Below are 16427 nucleotides of genomic sequence, written 5' to 3' on the forward strand. Positions count from 1 at the left end.
CGCGGGCCGTCACGCCCATCGGCCGCTGTTCGCTTCACGACAAACACAATCAATCGGTATTGGAGACACAAATGAAAAAGCTCGTTCTGGCCGTCGCGCTCGCGCTGACGGCAGGCGCCGCCGCCGCGAAAGACCCGGCGGTCCTGCGCCTCGGCGTCGATCCCAGTTATGCGCCGTTCGAATCGCTCGCGCCCGACGGCAAGCTCGTCGGCTTCGACATCGATCTCGGCAACGCGATCTGCGAACGGATGAAGGTGCGCTGCGTATGGGTCGAGAACGCGTTCGACGGGATGATCCCCGCGTTGAAGGCGCGCAAGTTCGACGGCGTGCTGTCGTCGATGAGCGTGACCGAGAAACGACTCGCGCAGATCGCGTTCACGGACAAGATCAACAACGTGCCGCCGCGTCTCGTCGCGCGGCGCGGCTCGAACCTGCAGCCGACGCCCGAGTCGCTGCAGGGCAAGAGCGTCGGCGTCGAGCAGGGTTCGACGCAGGAGACCTACGCGCGCACGTACTGGGAACCGAAGGGCGTGATCGTCCGCACGTACCAGACGCAGGATCTCGTGTACCAGGACCTGCTATCGGGCCGGCTCGACGCGTCGCTGCAATCGTCGGTGCAGGCCGACCTCGGTTTCCTGAAGACCGCGAAGGGGGCGAACTTCGAATTCGCGGGGCCGGCATTGCATGATCCGAAGACGCTCGGTGTCGGTTCGGCGATCGGTGTGCGCAAGGACGATGATGCGCTGCGCACGCAGATCAACCAGGCGCTTGCGAGCCTGATTCAGGATGGGACTTACCAGCGCATCGCGAAGAAGTATTTCTCGTTCGATATCTACAATTGACGCGATGGCGAGTTGGCCGGTGACGGCCGGCGGAGAAGGCGAAGGGGCGTCGTGCATGAGTGCGCGGCGCCTCTTTTTTTTGGGCGGCGGTATCTGAAGACGCAGCAGCCATTCGCGGATCACGGCGCCTTCGGTCCAACCTTGGCCGTTGCGTGCGCAACGACGACCCTCGTCATGTTCCCGCGCGCGCCAGCGTCTTCATCACGGTCCGTATCTCGCCGACCATTCGCGGATCAAACGTGGAAGTGAGTCCGCCCGACGTTTGACCAGCCGCCTGCGACCACGTGACGTTTTTTGAGGGTTATACGACCTTTGAGCCTTCTGTGTCGCCTTTCATAATTGGCATGGAAGACGAGTCAAGTGCACCGAAAAGATTGCGCTTTGAACCGTCGGCTTGGTCAATCACGAGGCAGAGAAAGGAACACACGATGAGGCTCAGGAACAAGTCAGCTTTGATCACCGGTGGTACGAGTGGCATCGGTCTTGCAACCGCCAGGCTCTTCATTGCCGAAGGCGCCCGCGTAGCGGTTACGGGTCGCGACGATGCCGTATTTGAACGCGTGAAGGCCGAGCTTGGCGAGAACGCGCTCGTTCTCAAGGGCGACGTCCGTTCGATCGCGGACATGCGGGCGATTGCCGCGGAAGTGAAAGAGCAGTTCGGTGGGCTGGATGTCGTGTTCGCCAATGCGGGTCGGGCGTTCCCGTCGGCAATCAACGACATCGACGAGGCACTCTATGACGAGATCCTGGACATCAACGTCAAGGGCGTGGTGTATACGCTCCAGGCGGCGCTCCCGATCTTGCGAGAGGGTTCCTCAGTCATCCTCAATACATCGTTCGTCGCGCAGACCGGCAAGCATGGCATCTCGTTGACCGCCGCGGCGAAGGCGGCCGTCCGATCCCTTGCCCGCAGCTGGTCCTACGAGTTTCTCGACCGCAAGATCCGCTTCAACGCGATCGCTCCCGGCGCGATGGACACGCCCCTGATCAGCAAGTGGGGGATGTCCGAAGAATGGGTTCGCGACCGCAAGGCCGAGTTCGCCAAGGCTATCCCGGTGGGCCACATGGGAAAGGCCGAGGACATTGCCTACGCGGCGCTTTATCTCGCCAGCGACGAATCCTCCTACGTCGTCGGCACCGAACTGGTCGTCGATGGCGGTGCGTCGCAACTTTGAGGCTTCGGTTTCCGATGTCGGAGCCCTGCACGACATCCCGGCGCCTCCCCGTGTGAATCACATGCCCGCCGCGCCTTTCGTCGTGGCGGTCCGGCAATCCGGCCCGACCTGGCTGCGCTCGCAGACGGGGCCGACGTACAAGGAGAAAATATCTTGACCGACAATAGCGAAAACAACGCGTCCGGCCAGCGGCCGATTGGCGCGGACCGTTCCCGCCGCGATGTGCTCAAGCTTGGCAGCCTCGCCACGCTCGGCGCCATCCTGGGAGGCGGAACCCTGCTTGGCCGCCCCACTTCCGCTTTTGCGCAGGCGGGCAACGACGGGATGCTCTCGCCGTCCGATCCGCTCGACATCGTCATCGCGGTCTATCCCGGCGGGACACTGCTCGATTTCGCCGGCCCCAGCGAGATCTTTCACCGGCTACCGAACACGAACGTTCGCTATGCGAGCCTCGATGGCGGTTATGTGCCGCTCGAATTCGGCGTCATGTATGGCAAGACCGAACGACTAGCCGATATCGAGAAGGCAGGCCTGATTCTGGTCCCCGGCGGATCCAATCTGACGGCGCCGATGCAGCCGGCATGTCAAGCGCAGATCCGGCGTCTGGCCGAGCGCGCCGACCATGTGACGTCGGTGTGCAACGGGTCGCTCGTGCTCGCTGCAACGGGCATTCTCAAGGGCAAGCGCAGCGCCTGCCATTGGGCCTTCGTCAACAAGCTGTCCGAATATGGCGCCATCCCCGTTCCGGATCGCTTCGTGGAAGACGACAACGGCCGCTTCATGAGCGGCGGCGGCGTGACGGCGGGCATCGACTTCGCCCTTCGCGTGGCCGCGAAACTGCGCGGTCAACAGGCCGCCGAATTCACGCAACTCGTGATCGAATACGATCCCGCGCCGCCGTTCCATTCCGGCCATCCCCGAGATGCCCGGCCAGAACTCATCGCGATGGTCGACCAGAAACTGCCGGGCGCATCCAAGGGACTCGCACGCATTCCAGGTGTTCGCTGAAACGCTTCCACGCGTTGTGCGCGAGGCCACACCGCGGGCCTCGATGAAGGCCGCAACCGGCATGGTCTGCACGCCCCGTCGGCCCAAGCCGGTGCGGCCCACTTCAATTCAAGCCAAGATCGGAAATCATCGAATGCGACAGACTCGTCATTGTTTTGCTGCCCTTGCAGCCTGCATCGCCCTTTTCGCTGTTGCGCCACCTGCAACGGCAAGTGACGCCCAGCGTCCGCCCGAAGCGGCCATCAAAGCCGAAAATGCACGATGGGCGGACGCCTTCGCGCGAGGTGATTACGCTGCGATAGGTCGCCTCTATACCGAAGACGGCGCACTGTTACCGCCCGGGGGCGACCGGGTCACCGGCCCCGGCGCGATCGTCGCGTATTTCACCAAAGGATATTCGGGATCCAGGCCTGGCACCGTATCCTTCGACAACTACGAGTTCTACGGCAACGACCGGATGGTGACCGAAGTGTCGGATGCCGAGATCCGCGATCAGGGCGGCAAGCTCAAATATCGCGGCAAGCAGATCCTTGTCTTCGTGAAGCAGGGCGACACCTGGAAGCTGCATCGCGACATCTGGAACAGTTACGCCCCCTGAAACCCGACGCTCGTCGGTGTCGATGAAAGTCTCCCGGGCGGTAGGTCAAACCGCAGTGGCCTGATCCATCGGAGTGGGAAAGTGACGCGCTGATCGGCCCTCGATCAGCGCTCACCGTTCAATCTGCTTTCGCGTCGGATCGATTGCGGCGGATGTCCATGCAGTTTGACGAAGGCCCTTCGCATCCGCTCCGGATCGGCAAACCCCACCGCGAGCGCAATCTGTTCGATCGGCTCGCTACCGCTCTGCAGGCGCAGCCGCGCAGCTTCAACGCGCAAGCGCTCGACCGCCTTGGCGGGCGTTTCACCCGTTTCCCGGCGAAATGCGCGTCCGAATTGCCGCGGACTCAATCTGGCGGCATCGGCAAGTCGCTCGACAGGCAGCGCTTCGGCAAGATGTTCACGGGCGAAATTCAGCGCGATGCGGATACGATCCGACTCCGGTTCCATTTGCGACATCGCCGAGAATTGGGACTGCCCTCCAGGTCGGCGATATGGAACGACCAAATACCTGGCGACAGCGCGCGCGATTTCCGCGCCCATGTCTCGTTCAATCATCGCGAGCGCCAGGTCTATTCCAGCGGCGATGCCCGCCGACGTCCATATGCGGCCATCAGCGATATAAATGCTGTCACTCTCGACCCGGGTGCGAGGGAAGCGCGACTGCAACTGGGCAGCGTACAGCCAGTGCGTCGTTGCTCTCAGGCCGTCCAGCAAGCCGGTTTCCGCCAGCAGAAACGCGCCCGTACACACGCTTGCCACCCGCGACGCTTTGGCGCCCAATTTCCTGGCCGCGGCGATGTTCTCCGATGTCTGCATCGGTTCGATATCACCGCCCACGAATATGACGGTGTCGAACGCGCGCCGCCCGACCGGCTTCGTCTCGATCGGAAGGCCCGCATTGCCAAGCACGGGGCCTCCGGCCTGCGAGATGACCTGCAGATCGTATGGGGTATGGCCGGCGGCCCTGACCACCTGATTAAAGGCCGAAAGGGGTCCGGCCAGGTCAAGCGCATCGTAGCCACGGCAAACGAAGAATCCAATTCGATGCATGATGATGTCGTGATCGAAAACCGTCGAAGTGACTTATTTTACGGATAACCCTTAAATAGCGCCATTCGATATTTTCTTGCGAGTTGGCCGATGGCGGACGTCGTCCGACCTGAATATTTGTTGTATGTCTTCGGGGAAACGCGAGACGGCGGCAAAGACGGGAAGCGGCCGCAAAGTACGACCGTCTCACCCGACCTGCAGTTGAATGTCAGTGCCAGTCGCCGGCGAATCGACGCGGTTGATAAGTACCGTTGTTCCAGATAAAACGCGCGGACTTGCCCGACGCGGCCTTGCCCCTGGGGCGCACAAGAAGGTCATGGTACCCATTGGCCGTGTGTGGACTAAACGACAGCACGTAGTGCGCCTCCGTCGTGCTTTCCGCATCACACGCATCCTGTCGGGCGTCGCTCGAATTCGTGCCCATCCCGGCCTTCTTCTTCACGCAATCGCTAGCCTCATCCTTGTCATAGGTCGACCAATCAGTCAGCGCGGTGAAGATGGGCATCACGCGACCCTCTGCATAACGATACAAGCTCAGTATCTCGGTCGTATCGCTATGTGCGGTCGATGTGTAGTTGTTGTCGAAGCGCACGCCAAAGGCCGTTTCCCGGTCGCTGATTCGGTAGGGAACAAGATCCATGGCAACGGATGCGTTCCACAATAGCGGCGACGTATCGACGCGCTCGCTTCGGTCACTCGCGAGCAGGTGGAATCCTTGCTCGTCGCGGGTCAGGACGCCTGTCCACAATGCTGCTTCGACGTCATCGTTCGGGCGCTGTACCAATGCGGCCACGACCCACAGCGGCCCTGACATGGATGGCCCATGCGTCCACGGCGCCAGCGCGAGACCCTTGACGCTATCCGCTGGTGCCGGATTCTTGCCCATCAGGGTACGCAACGCGGCTTGCTGCTGATCCGTGTCGCTCACGTCACTCTCGGCAAACGAGCAATTTGCGACCAATGCCAGTATGAGTGCCAACGCCGTTTGCACGTAAAAGTGGCGTTTCCTGCTTTTCCTTTCGCCTGGATATCGCCGCCCCGACGATGATTCTTCTCCGCACTGCTCCTGCCTGTTAATCAACATGACTCGTGTATTCCTCGGATGCCTAACTTCCAATCAGTTGCATGCAGACTTTGTCGAGCCAACGTATCTCGCCGACTTACATTGTCGATGACCGCCGGACATCGCTTCAAACCGCCAACCCCCGAGCTTCATGAAGCATCCATTTCGCAAATGCCTGTAGCGGCCCTTCGCTCAATTCGATCGGCTCGGGCAGAACGAGGCAGAAGTGTTTGGCAATCGACTTGCCGTCCGGCCAGGGCGCAACCAAACGGCCTTGTTCAAGCTCGGTCTCGATGTAAAGACGCGGCACCAACGCCACGCCCAAACCGGCCAGCGCCGCTTCGATCAGCATGGAATGGAGATCGTAACGCGCGCCGACCGCCGAATTGGTCAGCGCGATGCCGGACTCCTGTGCATAGAGCTGCCACGCGTCAGGATTTTGTCGCCGGTGCAGGCGCGGCAATTCATCCAGCGATACGTTCGCACCGGCGCCTTCGAGAAGCGCCGGACTACAGACGGGCACCAGCACCTCCTCCAGCAGGTGATGCAGATGCATGCCCGCCCATGCCGGATGCTCGAAATGAATCGCCGCATCGAAACCGCTGCCGGCAAGCAGGAAGGGTTCCATCCGTTCGGCGATATGCACGGTAATGTTCGGATGCCTGTCCTGAAAGCGTTTCAGTCGCGGGATTAGCCAACGGGTGGCGAAGGTTGGAATGGCAGCGATATCGATGCTCGCGCCCTCGATCGGCTGCCCCATCAGATACAGGCTGTCCCGTTCCAGCCGGTCCAGAATCTCGCGAACCTGCCCCGCGTATCGCATGCCGTTGGGGGCGAGCCGCACCCGATTTCCCACGCGCTCGAACAGCGCGACACCCAAAAACGCCTCCAGTCGACCGATCTGGCGACTGACGGCACCCTCGGTCAGTGCCAGTTCCTCGGCCGCGCGGGCGAAGCTGCCGTGTCGAGCCGCGGCCTCGAAAGCCTGAAGCGCGGAATTGCTTGGAATCTTGCGTCGCATGAGGGTCTCGCCGATGGGTATGCGCCTGACGTCAGCTTGATCAAAGATCACTGAAGGCTGACTTTATTTCGTTATCTACGCGGAACGCATCAGCCTACCATTACATTTCCGCAGCGACCATCGGTCGTTCGCGGAAAAATACTCATCCGGCCCGAAGGATAATCTGATGATCTACACCGTGGAATGCAGCTTCGCCGACCCCGGCAGCGAAGCCGAATGGAACGACTTCTACAGCCTCGAAAAGCTGCCCGCCCTGATATCGGTTACCGGCTTTCACACGTCGCAGCGCTTCAAGGCGTTGAGCGACGGTTGCCCGGTCTACCTGGCCGTCCACACGATCGACGGGCTCGAGATCCTGACGGGTGACGAATATCGCCGGAAAGGCGGCGGCAATTTCGCCCGGTGGCAGCAACACATCACCGACTGGCATCGAAATCTGTACAGCGATATCGGCGTTGCGCCGGCGGTCGATGCGGACGAACGCCTCGCGCTGTGTGCAAGCGGCCCCGAACCGCTGATCCGGATGGGCGTCACGCCGCTGGCCATGCACGCGGTTGCGCTGGAGAAAAGCCCGGAACGCCGTTGGCTCGCCACGCTGCCTCGGCGAAACGCTCAGTCGGCCGAGAGCGTGCCCGACGGCGTCCACCTCTACGCGCCGATGACGGAACAACTGACCCGCTTCCGCACCGTGTCGACCGAACAGGAACAATAGATCCGCGATGCCCAACGTCACCATCCATATCACTGCGGGGCAAATGCCGTCGGACGAGCGGCTGGCCGAGCTGTCCGGCGACTGCGTCGAACTCTGCACGCGCGTCCTTGAAGCGGCGCTCAAGAACGTTCACGTCATCTTTGTCGAGGTTCGGCATGGGCACGGCCATCCCGTTTTCGCGGAAGTCCAGTATCGCGTCGAGACGTTTCGCACGCCCGCGGTCATGGACTCCTTCATGGAAGCGCTGGATAACGCCATCGTCCGCTGCACCGGCCTCACCGCGCGCATCCGTTGTTTCGGTCATGCCGCGTCGAACATTCACGCCCGCAATTAATCGGTCCGGAGAAGCATTGTGTCCACCGTTACCTTTCCCAGTCAGCAAGCCGGCGATTTCACGATCACCGCGATCAGCGACGGTTACCTCACCGCCAGCCTCGACTTCCTGTCGAATATCGACGCGTCCGAGGCTTCCAGAATGCAGCGCGATGCCGGGCAGAACGAGCCCGCCGCGGTGCATATCAACTGCTACGTGGTACGCGGCGCGGGCCGCACGATTCTCATCGACGGTGGGGCCGGCGGGTTCAAGCAATGGGGCGGCCGCCTGCAGACCAACTTGTCGCTTGCCGGCATCGAGCCAGCCACGATCGACACGATCCTGCTCACGCACGCGCATCCCGACCATGTCGGCGGGCTGGTGAATCCGGCCGGACAAGTGGCCTTTCCGAATGCGGAGCTCGTAGCACATCAACGCGAGGTCAAGTTCTGGCAGGACGACGGAAATCTGAGCCGTGCCAGCGAGCGGGCCCGCGGCAACTTCCTGATCGCGCGCCAGGTATTCGACGGCTACCGCGACAGGCTCCGTACGTTCGACGACGGCGAAGTGCTGCCCGGCATCAGCGCGATATCGCTACCGGGACACACGGACGGGCACACCGGCTATCTCGTCGAATCCGGCGATCGCGGCCTGCTCGTGTGGGGGGATGTCGTTCATTTCCCTCACATCCAGATCAAACGGCCAGACGTATCGATCGCATTCGATCAGGATCCGTCGCTGGCAGCCGCCACGCGCTCACGGCTGTTGGACCGGGTCAGTTCGGACGGGCTTTTGATCGCCGGCATGCATTTGGGCGAACTCGGTTTCGCGCGAATCAGGCGAACGACGGGGGAATACGGTCTGTTTTACGAGACCGACGCGTGAACGTCCGGCCGAAGACACATGTGCAAGGTGGCTCCTGGCCGAATCTGAATCCGAATGCGATGCCGATGTCCCGCGACACGTAAATGCCACACAACGCGTTAGTGCGTGTAGATTAGGACCTCGCCGCGACCTGTCGCTGTGTCTTCGAATCGGTCGCCATCCGAGTCAATCCTGAAGTTGCACGGGAGCCGGCATGAACACGAAGCACAGCAAGAAAGGACATCTCGAAGCCGCGGCATCGCACCACGAGCAGGCCGCGCGATATCACCGCGAGGCGTCGCGGCATTTCGAGGACGGCAAGGACTTTGCCCACGCGGCCCATCAGGCGATGATCGCCCATGGTCACACGCTGCATGCGATCGATCAGGCACACGACGCCGGCGCGCACGGCGCCAATTCGCCATCCACCCCACCTTCATCGTCCGGCTCGAACGCGAGTGCCGCGGACGTGGCCAAGCTTCATGCTGCGGCCGTCGAGCTGCACACGCAGGCCGCGCAACACATGCGTCACGCGGTCAAGCTGTTCGACCAGGATCGCAGCGCGGCCTCGCACGACGCCCAGCTGGCGCTCGCCCTTGCGCTGCGCGCGTTGTCCAATGAAAACGAAGCGGCCCGACTCTTCGTCAAGCTCGCGACCGGCAGTGCTGCGTGAATCGACGCTGATCGAATTCAGGCCGGTCACATCCTGTCTGGCGGGGAATTCGGTGTGATGCGGTATCCCTTTGCGCACGCCGCACGGCACCCGGTTGTCGCGCGGACCCACGGTCGTGGGTCGCCCGTATCGATCCGCGCAACACCCGTTATGGTGTAAGCGGCTAGGCTGTTCGTTCCAGCAGGTTGGTGGCGAACGACTTCGCATGCGCGACGGCTTCCTGCGCGTCGGGGAATACACCGAGCTGCTCCCAGTGCTCTTCGGCCGCGTACGTTCCTTTCACGCCGAGCGCCCGCTGAACGCGCAATTGCGCGGCGTATCTGCCATCCTCCAATGGTCGGGCAGTTGCGATCACCTTGTGCGGCAGATCGGATCGTTCGGGCTGAACCAGCTCGACCGGACCGCCGGGTGCGCCGACATCCTTCAACTCGTTTCTGGCATTGCAGTCGGGGCAGTAGAAGCACCACCCGTCGTCCTCCTGCCTGGACCTGACCTGACCGCGAGCCAGCACGGCACGACATTCAACGTTTTCGCAGATGAACGGCATAGCAGTCTCCGGAGTTGTTTGGTGGAAATCCTAGCATGTCCGCCGACGGCCAACCATCGGCAATGTTTCCGTGCGTCAAGCGAGCGCCAGGGTCTTTCGTTTTTCTGCGTCGCGCCTGGGTGGCGCGTTGAACAGCCGCCCGTACTCCCTGCTGAATTGCGACGGGCTTTCGTAACCGACACGATACCCGGCTTCCGCCGCACCCAACCCTTCCGCCAGCATCAGACGGCGCGCCTCCTGCAAACGGATCTGCGCACGAAAACGCAGCGGGCTCATGTGCGTGGCCGCCTTGAATTGCGCGTGGAACGTCGACACGCTCATGTCCGCGAGCGCGGCGAGTTCGTCGATGGCGAAATCTTCGGTGAAGTGCTGGCGAATGAACACGATCGCTCGCTGAATCCGGCTGATACGGCCGGTCTGATACGCAATCTGATGCAACATGCCGGCATGCGGCCCGCGCAACAGGCGATAGAGAATCTCGCGCTCGATCAGCGGCGCGAGCGCAGGCACGTCGTCCGGTGTGTCGAGCAGATGCAGCAGCCGCGTTGCCGCATCGATCAGGTGCGGCGTCGCGGCTTCCACCGCGATCGCGGGTGAAGCGCGCTCCGCGCCGCGATCGGGCTTCGCTGAATCGTGCATGAGCATGTCGGCGAGCGCCTGACGGTTCAGCGGCAGTCGCACGCTGAGATACGGCTTGTCCGCGCTGGCCTCGATCACCGCACCGATCACCGGCAAATCCAGGCCGACGATCAGGTAGTTCGACGGATCGTACTGATACGCGCGGCCGCCGACCACCGCACGCTTGCGCCCTTGCGCGACGATGCAGCAGGACGGTTCGTAGAGCGTATGCACGGGTTCCGTCGTGGCCGACGAGCGCAGCAGGCCCAGACCCTCAATTGCTGTGTCGACCGCGCCGTCCGCGGGCGCATGGCGCGCGATCAGCGCCGCGAGGTCAGTGATTTTTTCCATGGTTCGAGTGTCGCATACCCGATCGCGGCCCGCATCGCAGCCGCCGCATTCTCGGAGAATCGTGCAAGAAATGCGGACTCGCGGGATATCGGCCTCCGCCCGTTCCACGCGATGCTGTCGGTTCTTCACCTGAACCGAGGAACGGATATGACTAGCGACAACATCGAACAGAAAGTGGTCCTGATCACGGGCGCGAGCAGCGGCATCGGCGACGCCACCGCCCGCTATCTGGGTGCCCGCGGCGCCCGGCTCATGCTTGGCGCGCGTCGCACCGAACGTCTTGCTACCCTCGCCGGCGACATTCGTGCCAATGGCGGCACCGCAGCGTGGCGCGCGCTCGACGTGACGCGTCGCGACGACAGCGTCGCCTTCGTCGAAGCCGCGCTCGCCGAGTACGGACGTATCGACGTCATCGTCAACAATGCGGGCGTCATGCCGCTGTCGCTGATGGCATCGCTGAAAGTCGACGAGTGGGACCGCATGGTCGACGTCAACATCAAGGGCGTGCTGTACGGCATCGCGGCCGTGCTGCCGGTGATGAATCGCCAGGGTTTCGGCCAGATCGTCAACGTATCGTCGATCGGCGGGCTGCGGGTGTCGCCGACCGCCGCCGTCTATTGCGCGACGAAGTATGCGGTGCGCGCGATCTCCGATGGCCTGCGGCAGGAGAACGACAAGCTGCGCGTCACGAGCATTTGTCCGGGCGTCGTCACGTCGGAGCTGGCCGACACCATCACGGACCCGGTCGCCGCGGACGCAATGGCGACGTACCGCAGTATTGCGCTCGAACCGGACGCAATCGCTGCGGCAATCGCGTATGCGATCGCCCAACCCGCCGACGTCGACGTGAACGAGATCGTCGTGCGCCCGACTGCGACGATCACGGGTTGACGAAAGACCCGGAATCGAAAAAAGCCAGCCCCGATCGGGGCTGGCCTTGCCGCGTTTGCGCCACGCAAACCGCCGTCAGCGCCGCCGTCGCTCAATAGTGACTGCGCCCCCACAGCGTCGCCGGCTCGTCGAGCAGATGACGCAACCCGCCGCGTTCAATCGTGCGTTCCGCGACTTCGTTCACCCGCTCGAGAATCGCGTTCTCGTCGACCGACAGCACCTTCCGATCTTCCATCAGCACACGCCCGCCAACCATCGTCATGCACACGTCGGCTGCGTTCGCGAAACACGTGACGCGGTACACGGGCATGTTCATCGGCATCATGTGCGGCCGGAACAGGTCGACGAGGATGACGTCGGCGAACTTGCCGGCTTCGAGCGAACCGACTTCGTGATCGATCGACAGTGCTTTCGCCGCGTCGATCGTCACCATCTCCAGCACCTTGCCGTGCGGCAGCACGTCCGGGTCGCGGAAATGCCGGCGGTGGTAATGCATGCACTGCCACATGTGGCGGAACATGTCGTAGCCGCGATCGGGCGCCGCGCCGTCCGACGCGATCGCCACCGTCACGCCCGCGTCGATCAGCTCGGGCACCGGGCAGCGCCCGATGATCGACATGATCGCGCTCGGGTTGTGGACGATCGCGGTGCCCGTCTCCACGCAGGCGGCGATGTCGTCGTCGGTCAGGTCGATGCTGTGCGACATGAACGACGTCGGGCCGAGCAGACCAAGCTCGCGATGTGCGAACGCGAGCGTGCCGGCGCGATGGCCGTCCTGCGTGAACGTCAACCCGCGCTCGCGCGCCAACGCGCCGTAGCGCGCGGCCTGGTCGCGGAAGTCGCGCTCGTATTGCACGAGTTCCGGGTCGTGCTCGGGGCCGTACACGGGCAGCGTGAGCGCGATCCGGATCCGGCCGTCGGCGTCGCCGTGGCATGCGTCGATGATGTCCTCGCACACGTCGTACATCGTGTCGAAATCGATGTCGCGTGTGTCGCCGCCGTCCGGCGTGTGGCGTGTGTACGCACGCGGCGCGGGCGGACGCGACGGGCCGACCGCGACGATCGAGCGCGTGCCGGTGCGCACGACCGCGTCGCAATGGCGCCGCGCGTACACCGGATCGTCGACGCGCATGATCGAGTTGCCACCGCCGAGCAGCGACACGCCCGTCGTCACGCCGGCCTTCAGCCGTTCGAGCGCGGCGAGATGCGATTCGGTCTCCCAGAACGCCTCGTCCGATGCGCGCGTGTAGATCGTCTCGGCTGCGGCCGACCACGCATCGCCGTCCGCGCCGCCAATCGTGCGCAGCATCGCGTGGCCCGCGTGCGCATGCGCGTCGATCAGCCCCGGCAACACGGCCTTGCGGCGCGCATCGATCGTGCGCGCGGCGCGATAGCGCGCCTGCAGTTCATCGGTGCCGCCCACGGCGACGATGCGATCGCCCTTCACGGCAACCGCGCCGTTGTCGATCACGCGCCGCTGCGGGTCCATCGTGATCACGCAGCCGTTCGCGATCAGGATGTCGATCGCTTCGCGCGGGTCCTCGCGTGTTTCCTCTCGTTTTACCTCGGTAGTCATCGCGTATTGTCCTGTTGTGGTTCGGGAGGGTCATGACGAAGCCGCTGTCACGCGGAGCCGACCGGCGCCGCGACACGGGCCTTCAGCTTGCGCTGCACCGCGCTGATCGCGATGAACACCACCGCGTTCACCGCGAGCGCGACGAGCCCGGGGTTGATCGACGTCAGCGTGTTCGACGCGCCGGGGAACAGCGACGCGAGCGTCACGCCGTAGTAGTTCGTCATCGCGATCACGATCGCGCCGGCGACGATGCCCGCGAACGCGCCTTCACGCGTGCCGAACGGCCGCCTCAGGAAGCTCGACGCGAGCATCGGCACGAGCTGCGTGAGCAGGCTCGACGAGAAGATCGCCAGCGTGACGAAGGTCGCGCCGCCGCGCAGCACGAAGTAGACGACCACCAGCGTGAAGATCGGCAGCGCGATCCGCGCGACGCGCGTCACTTCGCGGTCGGTCGCGTTCGGCGCGAAGCCTTCGCGGTAGATGTTGCGCGCGATCGTCGTCGACGCGTTCAGCATGATCAGCGAGCCCGGCACCAGCGCGGTCAGCAAGCCCGTGCCGCCGACGATGCCGACGAACCACGCGGGGAAGGTCTGCTTCACGAGCCGCAGCAGCGCAAGATCGGTCTGCGCACCTTCGAGCCCGTGCACGGTCATCACGGCCGCGAAGCCGACGAGGAACAGGAACGCGATCAGCACCTGGTACAGCGGCATCAGGATCACGTTGCGGCGCAGCGCGCGTTCGTCCTTCGCAACGTAGATCGCGGTGAAGCCGTGCGGATACAGGTAATAACCGAGCGACGTGAGCAGGATCGTCGAGTTGTACCAGCTCAGGTTGAAACCATGCTCGGGCATGCGCAGCAGTTCGGGATGCGCGGCGTCGATCTTCGCGAACATCTCGCCCAGGCCGCCGTAATAATGCATCGGCAGGTACAGGCCGAGGAAGATCGCGATCGCGAGGATCAGCACGTCCTTGAAGATCGCGATGCTCGCCGACCCGTGAATGCCCGACACGACCATGTAGACGGCCATCAGCGTCGCGGCGATCCAGATCGCGGCGGCCTGAGGAATCAGCCCGTACGACATCTCCGACACGATCACGCCGAGCCCGCGCAGCTGGATCATCAGCAGCGACACCATCGCGAACACCGCGACGATCGACACCAGCACGCCGATCGCGCGGCTGTCGTACTTCGCCGCGAAATAATCGGCGAACGATACGAGCCCGCGCTCCTTCGCGTAGCGCCAGACTGCCGGCAGCATCCAGTAGCCGATCACGAACGCGAGGCAGCCGTACGACAGGATGTAGAACGCCGGCACGCCCTTGCTGTAGGTCCAGCCACTCGCGCCGAGGAACGAGAACGTCGAGAACGCCTCGCCGGCCATCAGCAGGAACGTGAGCAGCGAACCGAAGCCGCGCCCGCCGACCGCCCACTGCTCGAGCGTGAGCTTGCGGCCGCGGCGCGCCATCACGCCGATCGCGAGCGCGAACACGGCGAACGCCGCGATGATGATGATCGAAGCGTTCATTGCGCGTCTCCCGTGCGGCCGTCGCGGGCCGCGTCGCGCTCGTCGAGATGGAACAGGATCGCGAGGATCGCGGCCGTCGCCGCCATCCAGATCAGGTTCCAGACGAGCAGGAACGGCAGCCCGAACAACAGCGGCCGCACCTCGGCGATCGAGCCGCCCGCATACATCCCGACGAACGGCAACGACGCCAGCAACAGTTTGAATTTCATGTGAGCCTCCTCCGGAAGACGCGCGTGCGCATCAGGACATCAGAACTTCTGGCGGATGCCGACCACCACCGCCACTTGCGACGTCGTCGACGACGGGCTGTCGGTGCCGTCGATCCACGCCGTGCCGACCGACGACGACGCCTTCTGGTAGAAGCCGTTCACGTACACGTCGGTGCGCTTGGACAGCAGGTACTGCGCGCCGGCCGACACCTGCTGGTAGTGGCCGCTGTCGCCGCCGCGCGCAACCTTCGTGTACGTGTAGCCGGCCGCGGCCATCAGCGCGGGCGTCACCATGTAGCGCAGGCTGCCTTCGTAGTTGTTGAAGCGCAGCGCGCCGCCCGTCACCTGACCGAAGTTCGAGCCCGTGTACAGCAACCCGAGCGTCGCCTGCCCGATCGCATAGCTGCCGCCCGCGCCCCAGATCTGCTGGCTGATCGCGCTCCCGAGGCTCGCACCGAACACCGATTCCGACGTCGGATAGTAGTTATCCGAAGCAACTGCGCCGCTCGTGCTGACCGCCGGATGGTTCACGCGCGCATACGCGGCGCCTGCATTGAGCGGCCCGTTTGCGTACGTGACGCCCGCGCTCCAGCTGTTGTCGTTCGCGAAGCCGGTCGAGTTCGAGAAGCCGTACACCAGGTTCGCCTGCAGCCCCGCGATCGTCGGCGACACGTACTTGACCGCGTTGTTGAGACGGAACGTATTGTTGATGTCGTCGTTGTCGAACGGGTGCGTCGAGTTCTGCACGAGGAAGCTGCTCATCTGCAGCGAGCCGAGGATGTCCTGCGTCGAGTTGTACTGGCGGCCGAGCGTCACCGCGCCCCAGTTCGCGCCGCTCAGGCCCACCCACGCCGAACGGCCGAACATCCGGCCGCCCTGCCCGAGCGCGCCGTTCGCGACGTTGAAGCCGTTCTCGAGCCGGAAGTTCGCCTTCAGACCGCCGCCGAGATCCTCGGAGCCGATCAAGCCCCAGCGCGGGCCCGATTCGTTGCCGCCCGTGAACTGCCACAGCGCATGGCCCTTCGCGTTGTTCGTGTAGGTCACGCCCGCGTCGACGATCCCGTACAGCGTCACCGTCGACTGCGCATGCGCGGCGCCGGCAAACAGCATCGCGATCGCGGCGCCCATGCTTGCGGCGCCTGTCTTCCCACCCTTCATTCGCACCATCTCCGTCGTCTCCGCTCCAAACCTGCTCATCGATGTTGTGTTGTGTTTTGTTGGTCCTGCCCATGCATCCCGATCGCGTTGCATCGAGTTGTCTAGACAGTCGCTGGATGGTATCCAGCCGCAATCACATCAAGAAATGAAATGTTCAACTGGCCAGCAGTTGAAAATCGAATGGATGGGAAACGCGCGGGGCCTATGCGACCCCGCAAGACAAACGAAAG

General features: G+C 63.5%; 18 protein-coding genes. 9 read left to right on the forward strand and 9 right to left on the reverse strand.

All coding sequences use genetic code 11. The features are described from left to right. Window positions 1–71: 71 nt before the first annotated feature. From H3H55_RS28930 to H3H55_RS28945, 4 genes are all read left to right on the forward strand, one after another. Window positions 72–842: an ABC transporter substrate-binding protein gene (locus tag H3H55_RS28930; protein WP_096475021.1), complete on the forward strand. Its 771-nt coding sequence runs from the start codon at window positions 72–74 to the stop codon at window positions 840–842. Between the two features lie 428 nt (window positions 843–1270). Further along, on the forward strand, window positions 1271–2017 hold the full coding sequence (locus H3H55_RS28935) for an SDR family oxidoreductase (protein ID WP_129516673.1): 747 nt from the start codon (window positions 1271–1273) through the stop codon (window positions 2015–2017). A gap of 153 nt (window positions 2018–2170) precedes the next feature. Then, the gene (locus H3H55_RS28940; RefSeq protein ID WP_193101191.1) at window positions 2171–3025 is read left to right on the forward strand and encodes a DJ-1/PfpI family protein; all 855 of its coding nucleotides are present in this window, start codon (window positions 2171–2173) and stop codon (window positions 3023–3025) included. Window positions 3026–3158: 133 nt separating this feature from the next. Next, a complete protein-coding gene (locus tag H3H55_RS28945) occupies window positions 3159–3623 on the forward strand; it encodes a YybH family protein (RefSeq protein WP_193102214.1) in 465 nt (154 codons plus the stop codon). Window positions 3624–3727: 104 nt separating this feature from the next. On the opposite strand, the gene H3H55_RS28950 is transcribed toward H3H55_RS28945, so the two are convergent. From H3H55_RS28950 to H3H55_RS28960, 3 genes are all read right to left on the reverse strand, one after another. Next, entirely contained in the window at window positions 3728–4675 is a 948-nt protein-coding gene (locus tag H3H55_RS28950) for a GlxA family transcriptional regulator (RefSeq protein WP_193101192.1), read from the reverse strand. A 208-nt stretch (window positions 4676–4883) separates the two neighbouring features. After that, window positions 4884–5603 carry a hypothetical protein gene (locus H3H55_RS28955; RefSeq protein WP_193101193.1) on the reverse strand — a complete coding sequence of 240 codons (720 nt, stop codon included), beginning with the start codon at window positions 5601–5603 and terminating at the stop codon, window positions 4884–4886. 262 nt (window positions 5604–5865) lie between these two features. Further along, window positions 5866–6759, reverse strand: coding sequence for a LysR substrate-binding domain-containing protein (locus H3H55_RS28960; protein ID WP_193101194.1), 894 nt, complete (start codon window positions 6757–6759; stop codon window positions 5866–5868). Window positions 6760–6925: 166 nt separating this feature from the next. Between H3H55_RS28960 and H3H55_RS28965 the strand changes: the two genes are divergently transcribed. From H3H55_RS28965 to H3H55_RS28980, 4 genes are all read left to right on the forward strand, one after another. Next, the gene (locus H3H55_RS28965) at window positions 6926–7471 is read left to right on the forward strand and encodes a sugar ABC transporter (RefSeq protein ID WP_193101195.1); all 546 of its coding nucleotides are present in this window, start codon (window positions 6926–6928) and stop codon (window positions 7469–7471) included. A gap of 7 nt (window positions 7472–7478) precedes the next feature. Then, complete coding sequence (locus H3H55_RS28970; protein WP_193101196.1) at window positions 7479–7805, forward strand: tautomerase family protein; 327 nt, start codon at window positions 7479–7481, stop codon at window positions 7803–7805. A gap of 18 nt (window positions 7806–7823) precedes the next feature. Then, window positions 7824–8669: an MBL fold metallo-hydrolase gene (locus H3H55_RS28975; protein WP_193101197.1), complete on the forward strand. Its 846-nt coding sequence runs from the start codon at window positions 7824–7826 to the stop codon at window positions 8667–8669. A 193-nt stretch (window positions 8670–8862) separates the two neighbouring features. After that, a complete protein-coding gene (locus H3H55_RS28980) occupies window positions 8863–9321 on the forward strand; it encodes a hypothetical protein (RefSeq protein ID WP_193101198.1) in 459 nt (152 codons plus the stop codon). A 163-nt stretch (window positions 9322–9484) separates the two neighbouring features. Here H3H55_RS28980 and H3H55_RS28985 read toward each other — a convergent pair whose 3' ends face one another. Beyond that, window positions 9485–9868 carry a hypothetical protein gene (locus H3H55_RS28985; protein ID WP_129516664.1) on the reverse strand — a complete coding sequence of 128 codons (384 nt, stop codon included), beginning with the start codon at window positions 9866–9868 and terminating at the stop codon, window positions 9485–9487. A 75-nt stretch (window positions 9869–9943) separates the two neighbouring features. Beyond that, complete coding sequence (locus H3H55_RS28990; RefSeq protein WP_319022338.1) at window positions 9944–10720, reverse strand: AraC family transcriptional regulator; 777 nt, start codon at window positions 10718–10720, stop codon at window positions 9944–9946. Here H3H55_RS28990 and H3H55_RS28995 point away from each other — a divergent pair. Then, the gene (locus H3H55_RS28995; RefSeq protein WP_413463978.1) at window positions 10715–11728 is read left to right on the forward strand and encodes an SDR family oxidoreductase; all 1014 of its coding nucleotides are present in this window, start codon (window positions 10715–10717) and stop codon (window positions 11726–11728) included. The genes H3H55_RS28990 and H3H55_RS28995 overlap by 6 nt on opposite strands. A gap of 91 nt (window positions 11729–11819) precedes the next feature. Here the strand turns inward: H3H55_RS28995 and H3H55_RS29000 are convergent, their stop codons facing one another. Genes H3H55_RS29000 through H3H55_RS29015 form a run of 4 tightly spaced genes read right to left on the reverse strand, consistent with a single transcriptional unit; the run spans window position 11820 to window position 16206 of the window. Continuing rightward, window positions 11820–13304: an amidohydrolase family protein gene (locus tag H3H55_RS29000; RefSeq protein ID WP_193101201.1), complete on the reverse strand. Its 1485-nt coding sequence runs from the start codon at window positions 13302–13304 to the stop codon at window positions 11820–11822. A gap of 47 nt (window positions 13305–13351) precedes the next feature. Then, a complete protein-coding gene (locus H3H55_RS29005) occupies window positions 13352–14830 on the reverse strand; it encodes a sodium:solute symporter family protein (protein WP_193101202.1) in 1479 nt (492 codons plus the stop codon). Next, entirely contained in the window at window positions 14827–15039 is a 213-nt protein-coding gene (locus H3H55_RS29010; protein WP_193101203.1) for a DUF3311 domain-containing protein, read from the reverse strand. Before H3H55_RS29010 ends, H3H55_RS29005 begins: the two co-directional genes overlap by 4 nt. A gap of 39 nt (window positions 15040–15078) precedes the next feature. Beyond that, window positions 15079–16206 (reverse strand): porin, encoded by a 1128-nt coding sequence (locus H3H55_RS29015; protein WP_413463979.1) that lies wholly within the window; start codon window positions 16204–16206, stop codon window positions 15079–15081. Window positions 16207–16427: the final 221 nt, after the last annotated feature.

It is taken from the genome of Burkholderia sp. Z1, from assembly GCF_014893795.1.
Lineage (GTDB): Bacteria > Pseudomonadota > Gammaproteobacteria > Burkholderiales > Burkholderiaceae > Burkholderia > Burkholderia theae.